This window comes from Alteromonas antoniana (genome assembly GCF_019249295.1).
Classification (GTDB): Bacteria; Pseudomonadota; Gammaproteobacteria; order Enterobacterales; family Alteromonadaceae; genus Alteromonas; species Alteromonas antoniana.
Genome location: NZ_JAESDH010000005.1, coordinates 26,214 through 41,284, shown reverse-complemented (window position 1 = coordinate 41,284; position 15,071 = coordinate 26,214). Strand labels below are relative to the sequence as shown.

Genomic DNA, 15,071 nt, shown 5'->3' with positions numbered 1-15,071 from the left:
AGTTAAGCAGGCTTTTGCTGCTTCACCTGTTGCCAGAGCGCTTCCATTTCTTGGAGTGTCATCGCCTGCAGGGGCTGCTCATTTTTCAATGCCAGCGTCTCTACCGCGTTAAATCGCCGGGCGAATTTATGACTGGCTTGCCTGAGCGCGGTGTCTGCATCGACTTTGCAGTGCCTTGCCAGATTTACCATGGCGAACAGCGCATCGCCAATTTCTTCTTCAATCGCTGCCTGGCTTTTTTCTGCTGCGAATAACTCCGCCTCTATCTCGTCAACTTCTTCTCTTACTTTTGCAAGTACCGGCTTAGCCTCTGGCCAGTCAAAACCTACGCTGGCACAGCGCTTTTGCATTTTGTGGGCAAGTTTTAACGCCGGTAAACCGCTGGGCACATCATCCAGCAGGAGACGCGCTTGATTATTTTTACTCTGCTTTTCCTGCGCTTTAATTGCCTCCCACTGTGCGTTAAGCCCAGCCTCATCCGGCGCGGCTTCGCCCGCAAATACGTGAGGATGGCGTCGAATAAGCTTTTCGCATATCGCCCGGGCGACATCCTGCAGACTGAACTCCCCGTCCTCGTCCGCTATCTGCGAATAGAACACGACCTGAAACAACAAATCGCCCAGTTCGTCACAAATCTCATCCGGATCCCCTTTCGCAATAGCATCTGCCACTTCATAGGCTTCCTCAATGGTGTAACGGGTAAGACTGGCCATCGTCTGCGCCACATCCCAGGGACAACCGGTTTGCGGATCCCGCAACGCCGCCATGATATGGGTTAAACGCGTCAACTGGTCTTCAGACTCAATGCTTTTTTCGTTTTGCATCCACAACTCCTTTAAGCTGGCGCAACCGTGCCATCACTTTTGACAGGGTATTTAAATCCGGCACCTCAACTGAAATAGAAATCATGGCCGTCTGACGAGACTTATCGCTTAAGCTGTTCACGCCAAGCAAAGCAACGTTTTCATTCGCCAGTACCGTAGTGATGTCGCGCAAGATCCCGGTTCTGTCGGTGCAGAATATATCCAGCGCCGCTTCAAACCCCACATTCAGTTCATCAGACCAATTCACTTCTATCTGACGCTCGGGATGTTGAGAGAGCAGATGCTGAAGCTGCTCACAGCTTTCTTTGTGAACACTTACTCCCCGTCCCTGCGTGATGTAGCCCATGATAGGCTCACCTGGAACAGGCTTGCAGCAGTTGGCGAGCTGACTCATAAGATGCCCTACGCCCTGCACAACCACCGTATCACTTTTGCCTTTAGAACCGGCTTTCCTGCGCGTTTTCACTTTCGGACTTATTTCCGGCTCATCCTGCACCGGTTCCTGTAGTTGCAACAGATAGTTAATGACCTGCATAACACGCACATCACCTGCACCAATTGCGGTAAATAAATCGTCCACTGAGTGTTGGTTGAAACGTTCTGCCGCATCAGCAGCACTTTTGAGTGGCAAGTGAGCCCGGGTTAACTCGCGCTCGAGCAACTCTTTTCCGGCTCCCAGGTTTTTCTCGCGATCCTGCTTTTTAAAATAAGAATGGATGGTGGCGCGCGCCCGCGATGAATGTACATATCCCAGTCCCGGATGCATCCAGTCGCGACTCGGATTCAGCTCTTTGCCGGTATGGATCTCAACCTGGTCACCGCTTTGCAGCTGATACGTAAAGGGCACGATACGACCGTTTACCTTTGCACCTATACAGCGATGGCCTACGTTGCTGTGAATATAGTAGGCGAAATCCAGAGGCGTTGCGCCTTGTGGCAAATCAACCACATCGCCTTTCGGCGTAAAGACGTACACTCTGTCATCAAACACCTGACTGCGCAGCTCTTCAACCAGATCGCCAGACTCGGCCACTTCTTCCTGCCACTGCAGGATGCGGCGCAACCAGTTTATGCGCTCATCATAGCCTGAGCTTTTACCGGCGGAGCCTTCCTTGTACTTCCAGTGCGCGGCCACACCAAGCTCTGCATCCTGATGCATTTTGCTGGTGCGGATCTGAATTTCAACGGGTTTGCCTTCCGGCCCGACTATGACGGTGTGAATAGACTGATAACCGTTCGCTTTTGGCGTGGCAATATAATCGTCAAACTCTTTGGGAATATGCTTAAAATTAGCGTGAACCGTGCCCAGCGCAGCATAACAATCCTGCAAACGTTCGGCGATAATACGTACGGCACGGATATCAAACAGCTGTTCAAAAGTAAGATGCTTTTTCTGCATCTTTTTCCAGATACTGTAAATATGCTTTGGTCTGCCGTAAACCTCAGCTTTAATGTGTTCATTGTCCAGCAACGACTGCAGACCGTTAACCACACTCTCAATATATTCAGCACGCTCTCTGCGTTTGCCGTCCAGCTGTTTTGCAATACTTTTATAGGTTTCCGGGTGCAGATAGCGAAAAGCCAGATCTTCCAGTTCCCACTTTAACTGCCCGATACCCAGCCGGTTAGCCAGCGGTGCGTAAACCGTGGCGCATTCTCTGGCCACCATGACGCGGGTTTCTTCATCGGCTTTTTTAACTTTTTGCAGTGCGATGATCCGCTCAGCCATTTTGATGACTACCGCACGCACATCTTCCACCATCGCCAACAGCATTCGGCGGATACTGTCTATGTGCTGCTCATCGCTGACCGCTTTAGTTTTACTGTCTACGCGGCGGGAATGCAGGGCTTTAATCGCATCCATGCGCCTGACCCCAACAATAAGCTGACAGATTTCTTCACCAAATTCGGTGTTCATCTGCTCTTCGGTCAGCTCATGCTGCTCACAGTAGGGAAACACCAATGCAGCCTGCAACGTGGCATCATCCATGTTGAGCTGATGAAGGATCTCCACCATCTCCTGCCCCACCAGCAACTTCTCCGGTGTATCACTGATTTGCTGCAGCTTTGATTTGGTGTCATCAGTTAAAGAAAGGCTGTCCAGCCAGTGTTCAAATGGCGGACGCTCGGGCTCGTGAACTTTTCTTGTTGATACCATGCCTTTTAACCCGTCGTCGTTTACTTCCGATAGATACTGCGTATTACGCTGGCCCAGCAGCTTCGGTCATTGTGAGAAAAGCGCCATCACTTCAAGATGTCTGGTGTAGGGAAACATCTCCAGCACGCCAACTTTATCCATCTCATAGCCCGAGTCCAGTAATACTTTTGCATCGCGCGTAAATGTGCTCGGGTTGCAAGAAACATACAATATTGCTTTTGCCTTCACGTTTGCGTTGACATCTGCTAACGCCTCACACACCTGGAGCGCGCCCTCGCGAGACGGATCCAGCAGTACTTTATCAAACCCGGCACTTAGTGCCTGCTTAATCACGTGAGGTTTTGTCAGATCCAGGTGCAACCAGTCGATGTTGTCAATGCCCTGTTCCCGGGCACTCTGGCGAGCACGTTGCACCATTTCAGACACGCCTTCAACGGCCTGTACCCGTGCGCCACGCTTTGCCAGCGACAAACTGAAATTGCCCAGGCCACTGAACCAGTCAGCAATCCGCTCGCCGGTCTGTGGTGAAAGCCAGTCCATCGCCTGAGCAATCATTTTTTGGTTCACATCCCGGTTTACCTGAACAAAATCATTTGCCTGAGGGGTAATGTAAAGCCCCGGTTCAGTCTCGCAAATGACCGGCGCAACGTGGTGCAGTGTATGGAAATCATTGTCAGTTGCTTCAAGCTGTATATTAACCGAGTGCTTTTTCCCAAAGTCCGTAAGTGCCTGGAGCATCGCCTGACTGACAGAGCGCGTCATTTTGAGTGTTACCTGACTGCAATTATCGCCATGCAACAAACTGATATGGCCTACATGTCTGACACCTTCATGAGCCAGCAGCAACTCGCGTAACGCTGGCAACAAAGAATTCAGCGGAGAAACCAGCACCGGGCAGCTTTCAACATCAACCACCTGCTTGCCTCGAATTTCACGAAAACCGATCCGCACCGCATTTTTATCTCTGGCGTCGAGCGCCAGCCGGGCCTTTCGCCGGTAGGCCGGATGCTCGCCTGTCAGTGCCGGTTGCCAGGGTATGTCCTCCAGACCGAGTTGCTTTTTCCATAAGGTGCCAAGTGCTTCTTGTCGCAAATCTAAAGCGTCTTTTGCACTGACATGCTGCAACTGACAGCCACCACATCTCTCAGCGATGGGACAAAACGGTGCACGTCGCAAGTCGGAAGGCTTGTTGATCTGACTTACCGTGGCGTGAGCCACGTTTTTTTGCTGTTTGAAGATACGCACGTCGCAGTTTTCATCAGGTAACGCGCCATCAACGAAGGTGATCGGATGCTGGCGGGACACGCCGAGCCCCTGCCAGTCCCAACTGTCTATTTCTATTGTCTGCGACTCAAGCACCTGGGCGCTTCTGCCCGGGTTCTTTCCCCGCTTGTTTGCCTTGTGTTTCTGGCTACCGGTATTCACGCCTTTTTTCGGCTTGTAAAAACTCACCATTATCCGTCAGTCTCCAGCAATACGGTGGCTACGGCGTAGTGAATCTCATCGGAAATAGACACATGACTGTGGCAAATCCCGCGCTGTTCACATAACGTCGCAAAGTGACCGGAAAACGTCAGGTATGGCGCGCCAAATTCATCATTCGATACCGTAATATGCTGCCAGCTTACGCCGTTCCCGATGCCGGTACCCAGCGCCTTTACCGCCGCTTCCTTCACCGCAAATCGCTTCGCCAGATAGCGGGCAGGTTCATTGTGCGCGTCGAATATAACTTTCTCTTCCGGTGTAAGCACCCTGTCAGCAAGACGCGGGGTACGCGCAAGGTTCTTTTCCAGGCGGGCTATTTCAATAATATCGGTGCCGATACCAGCTATGGCCATCGCTTATTTACTCTCTGCGCGTGCTTCCAGCATTAACCTGCGCATATCGGCGACAGCGGTATGCAGGCCATCAAACGCAGCCCGTGCAATGATGGCGTGGCCAATATTCAGCTCAATTAACTGAGGAATTGCCGCTATTGGTTTTACGTTATGATAGTGAAGCCCATGCCCCGCATTGACTTTAAGGCCTGCGTTGTGGGCATATTCAATGCCCTGCACCAGCTTCTTAAGCTCATGCTCCTGCTCAGATTCTGTCTTCGCCTCGGCATACTGGCCTGTATGAATTTCGATGTAGGGTGCGCCGCAGGCAATCGCGGCATCAATTTGCTGCTCATCGGCATCAATAAACAGAGACACCTGAATTCCGGCGTCGGCTAACCGTGTACAGGCCTCTTTTATCACAGCCTGATTACCAGCCACATCCAGGCCCCCTTCAGTGGTAAGCTCTTCACGCTTTTCCGGCACAAGACAACAGAATGCAGGACGAATGTCTTCAGCAATCGCGAGCATTTCATCTGTCACCGCCATTTCCAGGTTCAGACGTGTATTGATAGTTTGCGCCAGTAACGTAACGTCACGGTCTTTAATGTGTCTGCGATCTTCGCGCAAATGCACGGTAATTCCATCAGCGCCTGCACGCTCTGCAATATCTGCAGCGTGCACTGGATCCGGATAGTTCGTGCCACGGGCGTTACGTAGCGTTGCAATATGATCGATGTTTACACCTAAGAAGATCGTCGTCATTCGTGTTATCGCTCTGATTTACTGTTTGAGTGAGTTTATCAAATATTCTGCCGGCAGCGGTGAATTATGGCTTCACTACCGGCGCTTTAGGCTTAAAGAGTTCCCGGCTTTTCAGTGGCTTATTGCCTAATAGCGGTTTTAACGCTTCACGGTTAATGATTTTCGCCGCTTTTTTCGCCGCTGGCGTCCAGTCTCCGGCAGCCAGTGACAGCAGGGCAAAACCCGGAATACCGCGCGCCGAAGGACCAGGTTTGACCTGCACAACGCCTTCTTCCTGCGCCCATCCATACATGCCTTCAGCCACAACCGGATCACCGTCACTACCACACACGGTAAAATCACCCAGTTGCCCCATGTCATCCAGCACAGCGAATTCGAACTGACGTAATGGCAACTCGATATCATCCCCCGACGCCAGTTGCATTAACGCCTCGGTATAACTATCAAAGACGTTCTCACTGGCAAGCCCGACCGGCATAATGCGGTTCACAAGCTCGTTGAGATACATGCCACAAAAAAGTGCCTGGCCGGACAGCGGGACAGCGGCCAGAAACGACTCGGTCTGATTCAGGTTTTTCAGGTCTGACTTTCCGGAATACTGAACGCGAATTTGCTGAAAAGGCTGCAAAAGGCTTTTTTTGTCGCCTTTGCTGTTTCGCACGCCCCGCGCCACCACTGACATTTTCCCGGATTCGCGGGTAAACAGATCTACCAGGTAACTGGTTTCGCGGTAAGGTCGGCGATGCAAGACATAGGTATGTTGCCAAGTGGCCGGTTTCATGTGTGGTTCCGTTTCAGGCGCGCTTGATTCTGACGACTTTCATGGATTCGAAATCGATGCCTGCTACCGATTCAGTCTGACGATAATAAGTGAGATTCACCCGCGCGCCAACCAGACTTCGGTAGGCTTTTTTGCGTCGAAAAACAAACGGCACGTCATAGCCATCCAACATAATGGTGTGACGTACCCAGTCGTCTTCATCCCGCTGTACGTGGCTAACCACTTTTGCATTGCTGGTTTCAGTCAGTGCACCGTGTTTCGCCAGTAACTTTTCCGGATCAGTGTTCATGGGGAAGAATTTGCTCCACCAGCATTTGCACGGATTCTCGGCCTCTGAATACATTGACGTCCAGTTGATACGCCACTTTCACGTGTCTGACATCATGGGCGGGCCACTGTGACGTATCGACGTTAAACGCAATGCCGTCGATTTCTCCGCCCTGGGGCAGGCGAAATGTCACTTTCAGATGCTTTTCACCCACAATACGCTGCTGTACCAACTCGAAAACACCGTCAAAGACCGGTGCCTCAAAGCCCTGCCCAAACGGGCCGGACTGGCGCAGCATGTGCGCGAAGGACAGATCCAGTTCATGTTGCGTTAACTCACCGTCAGACCAGATAGCATCGGTGTCGTCGCGGTTCGCCAGATGCATCTCGCAAACCTCGGTAAATGCGCGGGTAAACGCATCAAGGTGCGTCAGCGGCAAACTGAGTCCTGCTGCCATGGCATGGCCACCGAATTTCTCAATCAGGCCAGGATTGCGGGTATTCACTTCATCCAGCACGTCACGAATATGAATGCCGGATATGGAGCGCGCAGACCCTTTGATTACCTCATCGTCCTGATGCGCGAATGCGATCACCGGGCGGTTAACCTGTTCTTTTATGCGCCCTGCCACGATGCCAATGACGCCCTGATGAAAATCTTGTTTATACAATACCAGCGCAGGCGGGACTTCATCCGTGTTAAGCGTGAGAGACGCCACCACCTGCATCGCTTCTTCGCGCATACCGGTTTCAATTTCACGGCGCTGCTGATTCAGGCTATCCAGTTCTGCTGCCATCATTCTCGCCTGCATAGTATCGTCTTCCAGCAAACAGGCTATTCCCATGGCCATGTCATCGAGCCTGCCAGCGGCATTTAGCCTGGGGCCGACAACAAAGCCTAAATCTGACGCACTTAAGTAAGCCAGTTGGCGATTGGCCACCTCAATAATGGCTTTAATACCGGGGCGGCATTTACCACTGCGGATACGCTGCAGACCCTGATGCACCAATATACGGTTGTTTTTGTCCAGCGAAACCACATCAGCAACGGTCCCGACTGCAACGATATCCAGCAGGTCCGCCAGATTAGGTAAATTGATAGCCTGTGAAGCAAACCAGTCACGCTGCTGCAATTCTGCCCGGCAGGCCAGCATCAGATAAAACGCGACGCCAACACCGGCTAATGATTTCGAGGGAAAATCGCAACCAGGTTGGTTAGGGTTCACTATCGCATCAGCATTTGGCAGCTCGTTGCCTGGCAAGTGGTGATCCGTGACAATTACCTGCATACCCAGTGATTTCGCATGGGCCACGCCTTCCAGACAGGAAATGCCGTTATCCACTGTCACAATCACCTTTGCACCCTGCTGATGCGCAATATCCACAATGGGCTTACTGAGTCCGTAGCCAAAATCGAAACGGTTGGGTACCAGGTAGTCCACGGTACTCAATCCCATCTGACGTAACGAGAGCATGCAAACCGCGGTACTGGTGGCACCGTCTGCATCAAAGTCTCCAACGATGGTCACTGGCAGTTGCTTTTGCACAGCATCTGCCAGCAACGACGCGGCCGCTGAAATCCCTTTTAACTTTTGATAGTGCTCAAGACCCCGCGCACCGGTATCAATATCGTCCACAGAGGAAACAGCACGGGCGCGATAAATGCGCTCAATGACAGGATGGAGGTCGGTAGATAGCGGGGCTCCGCTAACTTCGCGTCGAATAATCGGTAACGGCATACTCTACAGTGCTGAAGACAACAATATCGGTATGATACCGGGGAAGCAGGGAAAGATAAAACGCTGCGCGTAATGCGCAGCGTGACATTGATGGTGGTTATCCCTGACGATTCAGGACCTGGGCAATGGCTTCAGCCGGTTGATAGCCCGGGATCAGCGAGCCATCAGGCAGAATAATATTCGGTGTGCCATTTACACCGATCTGCTGACCAAATTCATATTGCTGGGCAACTTTATTTTTGCATGTCTGTGCTTCCACCTTCTCGCCCGCTTTAGCATCCGTCATGGCCTGTTGTGGATCCTTTGCGCACCATACTGACACCATGTCTTTAAAACCCTGACTGTTTAACCCGGAGCGTGGGAACGCCAGGTAACGCACGGTTATACCCAAATCATTAAAGGTTTCGATTTCACGGTGAAGTTTACGGCAGTAGCCACAGGTAATATCCGTAAACACAGTAATCGTGTGTTTCTCATCTTCGGCGGTAAATTCTATGGCAGAATCCTCGAACGCACTGATACCTTCTAATCGCAGTGAAGACAGCGCGACTTCCGTTTCGTTACGCATACCGGCATCCATGTTGTAGATGCGCGCCTGCACCAGATATTTGCCGTCCTTGCTGATGTAAAAGAGGCCCTTGTCAGTCGTAACCTGATACAGCCCTTCAACCGGTGCATCGGCAACAGCAATGACATCAAAGCCAAGTTTTGATTCAATTTTCGCCGTTATATCGTCCTGCGAGTCCGCAGCAAAGGCTGTCGCGCCCAACAAGGCAGTGGCCAGTATGACCGCTCGTTTAAATAACTTCACTAACAACTCCTGAAGATGGTTTACAAGGTAAAGACCCTGAATACTGACAGTTTCTTTCAATTGATCTGTCTTACTTTTGCCCAAATCCTAACACAGCATCAGCGCAGGTGCAGGGATGCTTATCCATACGTTGATGGCATTCATCGCTAACCCCGGGGGTGATGCGAATGAATAAGGTTTTGCAGGCGCTCTGTCGCTACGTGGGTATAAATTTGTGTGGTCGACAGGTCGCTGTGCCCCAATAACATTTGTACGACCCGTAAATCTGCGCCATGGTTCAATAAGTGTGTGGCGAACGCGTGACGCAACGTGTGTGGGGAAAGATGCTGTTCGATCCCTGCCCGCGCTGCATACACCTTAATCCGGTGCCAGAACGTCTGACGCGTCATCTGACTGCCGCGTTTACTGACAAAAACCAGATCGGTAGGATGTTTCGTCAGTATCGGCCTGGCGTCTTTGCCGTATTTCTCTATCCAGTCGACGGCATCTTCGCCCAGCGGCACCAGCCGGTCTTTATTGCCTTTCCCGGTTACTCTCACTACCCCTTGTTGCGTACTTACCTGATCCATGCGCAGCGAAATAAGCTCACTCACACGCAGGCCAGTCGCATACAGGACTTCCAGCATGCAGCGGTCGCGACATTCAATGGGATCCTCAATATCCGGGGCATTTAGCAGGTCATCGACCTGCCGTTCGCTGAGTGACGAGGGTAACGATTGCGGAATTTTCGGGTTACGTAATGGTGTTATCGGGTTATCCACGCGCAGGTGCTGATTTACCAGATAAACAAAAAACGCGCGCATCGCACTCATTGCACGCTGTGTACTGCGGGCTGACAACTTCTCGCTGTGTCGGTGTACCAGATAATCCTGCACCATTTCGGTGGTGACGGCCGAAATATCTCTCATGCCTCGCTGCTGACAATACAGCGCAAGCTTAGAGAGATCGGTGCGGTAGCTTTGCTGTGTATGTTCACTCAGCCCCTTTTCCAGCCACAACATATCGATAAACGCATCAATATGCTTCTGATTCATGACCGACAGCGGCTCTTTGCGCAGGGTATTTTTCATTAAAAACCGCGCTTTTCTTTAATCAGCTCGTAAGCCGACTGGATGTCCTGCGCTTTCTGTTTGGCAATTTCCATCGCCTGTTGAGGCAATCCCTTAGAGATAAGCTTATCCGGGTGGTGCTCGGCCATCCGCTTTCGATAGGCGCGTTTAATCACCTTTTCGTCATCGCTTTGCGACACGCCAAGAATTTTGTAAGCGTCAGATAACGTTTGCGTATCGGAGTAAGCGCGCTGCTGGCGCTGACGCTGATTTCCCCCTCCGGCATTTGAAGCGCCACCACGCTGACGAAACCGTAACTCTGCTTCGAACATGGAAATGAGATAATCGAGATCCCGACGGCGGAATCCAAGTGGGCTCGCAACCTTCTCCAGCACGTTGTATTCTTCCTGCGACAACTGGCCGTCAGCAAAGGCCGCCTGGATAAGGATTTCCAAAAACACCTGCAAGATATCGCGACGACCGTGACAATTTTCATACAGGCCTTTTAAGGTCTCTACCACCGGAAAGTCCCGGGCCTTACCTTCACGAAACGCGTCCTGAGCTTCACGACGGGCCTCCCCGGTAAGACGCATCTCGTCCATCAAATTAGTCGCTATCTGAATTTCCCGGCTGGTAACCTGGCCGTCTGATTTCGCCAGATGCCCCAGCGACGAAAACAGACTGTGAAAGAAAATCGCCTGCTGCTTTACGCTATTCTGATCGGTGAAAAAGCGTCCAAAACCGCCCAACTGGTTAAAATCCTGACTGTACGCTTTATCAAAAAAATGCCCGACTACCAGGCCAAGGATGGCACCGGGAATTTTGAAAAACATAAAGCCGAAAATAAAACCGAGGATTTTTCCCCAAAACGCCATAACCGCGTACTCCTGTCGCAACGTAAACAGTGAACGGCATAGCCGGGCAGCGCGCTATGCGACATTCACTACGGGCACATCTTTACTTCGTGCAGGTGAATGTTTTGTGCTGTGAAATCAAAGCCAGCCACCGGCAAACCTACAATCTGAGGGCAAAATCACTATAAACAATGCTTTCACGAAAGAGAAGACATAGCGAAATTCGCAGATTTTTTTGAACTACTGGTTGGTTATTCAGACATAAGTGCTTAGAATTGTCGCTTTAACGCAGTGCAGGCTTCTGTACTTAGCGATTCAACGACATCATCGGGGACACACAGTCTGTCATTCTTTTGTGTACAAACACAGGTAACAGGCTGCGGGGATTAACACGGGCGACTCACCTACGCATGAAAAAACTCTGCGCTTTGCTTGTTCTGGCGGCCTTTACCAACCACGCCGCGATAGCGCAATCTACTCAAGATACACCAGCTGATACTGCAACCTCTTTGTGCAGCGTAGAGCCCGTGCAGTTTTCCAGTCAGCAGTTGATGCCGCGCGGACACGTGAAGGTGGAAGCAAACCGGACTGAAATTATCGAAAATCAGGTGGCGCTGTTTTCGGGCAATGTCGATATTACTTCAGACGCTGCCACTATCCATGCCGATCAGGCCCAGGTTAACGAAAACGGCAAAAACATGTATGCCGAGGGCGATGTCACGTATCAGGACACTCAGTTGCAAGTGAAGTCTGACTCAATCTCGTTAAGTCAGGCAGACGAGCGACTGGCATTGACCAATACCCGCTATCAGCTTTCCGGGGTTGCCGGGCGCGGCGCTGCAGAAAGCATTGTTCTGGCTTCAGACGAAGGGCTTATTTTAAAAGATGTCAGCTTCACCACCTGCCCGCTGGGAGAAGAAGACTGGAGCATTCAGGCCAGCGAGATCAGTATTGAGAAGGGTACGGTATGGGGTCAGGCGAAACATACCCGTTTCTACGTACGTGACGTGCCGGTATTCTACCTCCCTTACTTCGCGTTTCCAGTCAGTAATCAGCGTCAGACGGGACTGCTTTTTCCGGAGATTACCAGCTCAGGGCAAACCGGCATCGATTACGAACAGCCGTTTTACTGGAATATGGCCCCCAATTACGACATGACCCTCTCACCTCGCGTAATGACAAAGCGGGGGGTCCAGCTTAAGACGGAGTTTCGATACCTGACTGAGCAGAGTTATGGACAAATCAACCTGGAGTACTTACCCAGCGATCGTGACCTGACACCGAACGAAGACCGTTATTTTTATCGCCTGGAGCATCACGGTGCGTTGGGTGACAACTGGGAAACGCGGGTAGACGTGAACGGAATGAGCGATGACAACTATATTGTCGATCTAGGCTCCGATTTCTATAACCGTGCTGATACCCACTTATACCGCACTGTCGGGCTAAGCTACTATTCCCCCAAGCTTACCATGGACGTCCAGCTAAAAGATTTTGTGGTGATTGGGGATTATCCCGATACTTACCGTGCTCTGCCGGAAGCCAAACTTAATTATACGACCCCGCTTGCAGAGTATCTCGATTTCACGTTCGATTCAGAGCTTGCGTATTTTGATAACTCGCTGGATACCGCCCCGACAGCGCTGCGATGGCATGTGGCTCCCTCGCTGTCTATCCCGTATCAGCGTCAGTGGGGGGAGATAACAGCACAGGCTACCGTGCTGAATACCTATTACAGTCAGGACAATACTGACGGGACTGAGTTGAAAGAGGAAGTAAACCGCACATTAGGTCAGTTCAGGCTGTTCTCTGCACTCTACTTCGAGCGCGACACAACCTGGATTGCCGACGGCATGACGATGACTCTCGAACCCAAGTTGCAGTATCTGTATACCTCTTACGAGGATCAGAGTGATATCGGCATGTATGATTCAACGTCACTACTCACCGATGTTGACGGTCTCTTTCGCGGGCAGGAATTTACCGGCCTGGACAGAATCAGTGATAACAATGAAATCACGCTGGGTGTCACCAGCAGAATAATTGATAACGCCAACCGGGAACAATTTGTCATTAGCCTGGGTCAGATATTCTACCTTGATGATAATCAGTTAATTGCAGCGACCAAGGATGGCGATCGTTCAGCTCTGGCCGGCGAAGTTGACTGGCGCATGAGTGACCGCTGGTATTTTCACACCGATGTACAAATTACTACCGACACAGATAAGGTGGAGCGAAGCAGCGTCGCGCTGGAGTATCGCAGAGATAATGACAGCCTGATTCAGCTTACACACCGCTACGTTCGCGATTTGTCCGGGGAAACCATTGACCAGGCCGGGCTGTCTGCAAGCTGGCCTATCGCCAAAAACTGGCATTGGGTAGGTCGTACGTACCGTGATATTGAACGCGACAGGAGTATCGAAAACTATATTGGTATTCAGTACGAATCCTGTTGCTGGGCTATCCGGGTGGTTGCACAGCGCTATCTGAGCAATCGCTACGAAGCCGGGAACGTGCAGGGGAATGATGACTATGAGTCGGGCATTTCCATGCAGTTTATTTTCAAGGGTATGGGCTCAAAAGGCTCAAACCGACGCATGCTGGAAGACGGCATGTTTGGCTATCGACAGCCGTATAGTTTAAATTAACCCACTTGTAGTCGTCATACTGACGGCTCACAATGAAGCAAACAATTAAAAAGAGTGTTTATGAAGTTTTTATTTCGGGCATTGTGTTTAAGTGCGCTACTGAGTTTCTCTTCCGTTGCACAGGAAGTCATGCTGGACAAGGTCGCCGTAATCGTCGACCAGGGTGTTATTCTGGAAAGCGAAATTCAGGCGCTGGTTTCTGAAGTAAAGCGCAATGCGGAAGAAAACAATCAGGATCTGCCCTCAGACCGGGCTCTGCGCACGCAGGCTATTGAGCGGCTTATTGTGAAAAGCCTGCAAATGCAGATGGCAGAGCGTATGGGGATCCGGATAAGCGATCCACAGCTTGAACAAACTATCTCTAACATCGCCGCGAATCAGGGAGCCAGTCTGGAAGACTTGCGCCGTCAGCTTCGCCTGGACGGTATCGCGTATGAAGATTACCGCGAAGATGTGCGCGAAGAAATGATCATTGGTGAAGTGCGCCGCGCGAATGTTCGCCGCCGCGTGTATATCACCGAACAGGAAGTCAACACGCTGGTGAAACTGATTGAACAACAAGGCGCCGAACAAGCGGAATACCGTCTTGGACATATTCTTATCGGCTTTCCGCCAGAACCTACCGATGCCGATGTTGCTGACGCGCGTGACCGTGCGGACAAGGTGCTTGAGCTGCTGAATACCGGTTCTGACTTTGCGAAAATTGCACTGGCATCGTCATCCGGCTCAGAAGCGCTGGAAGGCGGTGATATGGGTTGGCTAAACATTAACTCGATGCCTACTCTTTTTGCCGAAGCCGTTCAGGGCAAAGCGAAAGACGAATTAATCGGCCCCATCCGCAGTGGTGCAGGCTTCCACATTCTGAAGATTATGGATACCCGTGGTATCGAAACGGTCACGGTAGAAGAAGTGAACTCCCGTCACATTCTTATCAAGCCATCAATCATTTTGAGTGAAGAAAAAGCCAAAGAGATGCTGGCAAACTTCAAACAACAGCTCATTGATGGTGAGGCTGATTTTGCTGAACTGGCCAAGGAACATTCCGAAGATCCGGGTTCTGCACTGCGCGGTGGTGAGCTTGGCTGGACAGATCCAAACAACTATGTGCCTGCATTCCGTGATGCGCTGGCGCAACTGGAGCCCGGTGAATACAGTGACCCGGTACGCTCTGTTCACGGCTGGCATTTAATGCAGCTTATTGACCGTCGCTTTGACGACGCTACCGATAAGCGTAAAGAGGAAAAAGCACATCAACTTATCTTTAACCGGAAGTTTGCTGAAGAATCCGAAACCTGGCTGCGTGAAATGCGTGATGCTGCGTACATCGAAGTCTTAGACTAATAAGGTAACTGACACGT

The 15,071-nt window shown here is 51.1% G+C and carries 13 protein-coding genes; 2 read left to right on the top strand and 11 right to left on the bottom strand.

What is annotated here, in order from left to right; all coding sequences use genetic code 11:
* Positions 1-2: 2 nt before the first annotated feature.
* The 11 genes from mazG to djlA form a co-directional block, all read right to left on the bottom strand.
* A complete protein-coding gene (gene mazG, locus JKP77_RS05370) occupies positions 3-824 on the bottom strand; it encodes a nucleoside triphosphate pyrophosphohydrolase (RefSeq protein WP_218310181.1) in 822 nt (273 codons plus the stop codon).
* The gene (relA, locus tag JKP77_RS05365; protein WP_218310180.1) at positions 802-2,982 is read right to left on the bottom strand and encodes a GTP diphosphokinase; all 2,181 of its coding nucleotides are present in this window, start codon (positions 2,980-2,982) and stop codon (positions 802-804) included. The genes mazG and relA overlap by 23 nt, the downstream gene beginning before the upstream one ends.
* Before the next feature lie 66 nt (positions 2,983-3,048).
* Entirely contained in the window at positions 3,049-4,437 is a 1,389-nt protein-coding gene (gene rlmD, locus JKP77_RS05360; RefSeq protein ID WP_218310179.1) for a 23S rRNA (uracil(1939)-C(5))-methyltransferase RlmD, read from the bottom strand.
* Entirely contained in the window at positions 4,437-4,820 is a 384-nt protein-coding gene (acpS, locus tag JKP77_RS05355; RefSeq protein ID WP_218310178.1) for a holo-ACP synthase, read from the bottom strand. The genes rlmD and acpS overlap by 1 nt, the downstream gene beginning before the upstream one ends.
* A 3-nt stretch (positions 4,821-4,823) precedes the next feature.
* Positions 4,824-5,564, bottom strand: a complete 741-nt coding sequence (pdxJ, locus tag JKP77_RS05350) for a pyridoxine 5'-phosphate synthase (protein ID WP_218310177.1) — start codon at positions 5,562-5,564, stop codon at positions 4,824-4,826.
* A 64-nt stretch (positions 5,565-5,628) separates the two neighbouring features.
* Entirely contained in the window at positions 5,629-6,345 is a 717-nt protein-coding gene (gene recO / locus JKP77_RS05345; RefSeq protein WP_218310176.1) for a DNA repair protein RecO, read from the bottom strand.
* A gap of 13 nt (positions 6,346-6,358) precedes the next feature.
* Positions 6,359-6,634 (bottom strand): hypothetical protein, encoded by a 276-nt coding sequence (locus tag JKP77_RS05340; protein ID WP_218310175.1) that lies wholly within the window; start codon positions 6,632-6,634, stop codon positions 6,359-6,361.
* Positions 6,624-8,351 (bottom strand): single-stranded-DNA-specific exonuclease RecJ, encoded by a 1,728-nt coding sequence (gene recJ / locus JKP77_RS05335; protein ID WP_218310174.1) that lies wholly within the window; start codon positions 8,349-8,351, stop codon positions 6,624-6,626. Before recJ ends, JKP77_RS05340 begins: the two co-directional genes overlap by 11 nt.
* A gap of 97 nt (positions 8,352-8,448) precedes the next feature.
* A complete protein-coding gene (dsbC, locus tag JKP77_RS05330; protein ID WP_218310173.1) occupies positions 8,449-9,162 on the bottom strand; it encodes a bifunctional protein-disulfide isomerase/oxidoreductase DsbC in 714 nt (237 codons plus the stop codon).
* Positions 9,163-9,308: 146 nt separating this feature from the next.
* Positions 9,309-10,232 carry a site-specific tyrosine recombinase XerD gene (gene xerD, locus JKP77_RS05325; protein ID WP_218310172.1) on the bottom strand — a complete coding sequence of 308 codons (924 nt, stop codon included), beginning with the start codon at positions 10,230-10,232 and terminating at the stop codon, positions 9,309-9,311.
* Positions 10,232-11,086: a co-chaperone DjlA gene (gene djlA, locus JKP77_RS05320; RefSeq protein ID WP_218310171.1), complete on the bottom strand. Its 855-nt coding sequence runs from the start codon at positions 11,084-11,086 to the stop codon at positions 10,232-10,234. Before djlA ends, xerD begins: the two co-directional genes overlap by 1 nt.
* A 389-nt stretch (positions 11,087-11,475) precedes the next feature.
* Between djlA and JKP77_RS05315 the strand changes: the two genes are divergently transcribed.
* Both JKP77_RS05315 and surA read left to right on the top strand, forming a co-directional pair.
* Positions 11,476-13,713: an LPS-assembly protein LptD gene (locus tag JKP77_RS05315; protein ID WP_218310170.1), complete on the top strand. Its 2,238-nt coding sequence runs from the start codon at positions 11,476-11,478 to the stop codon at positions 13,711-13,713.
* Between the two features lie 54 nt (positions 13,714-13,767).
* The gene (gene surA / locus JKP77_RS05310) at positions 13,768-15,054 is read left to right on the top strand and encodes a peptidylprolyl isomerase SurA (RefSeq protein WP_338024837.1); all 1,287 of its coding nucleotides are present in this window, start codon (positions 13,768-13,770) and stop codon (positions 15,052-15,054) included.
* Positions 15,055-15,071 lie beyond the last annotated feature (17 nt).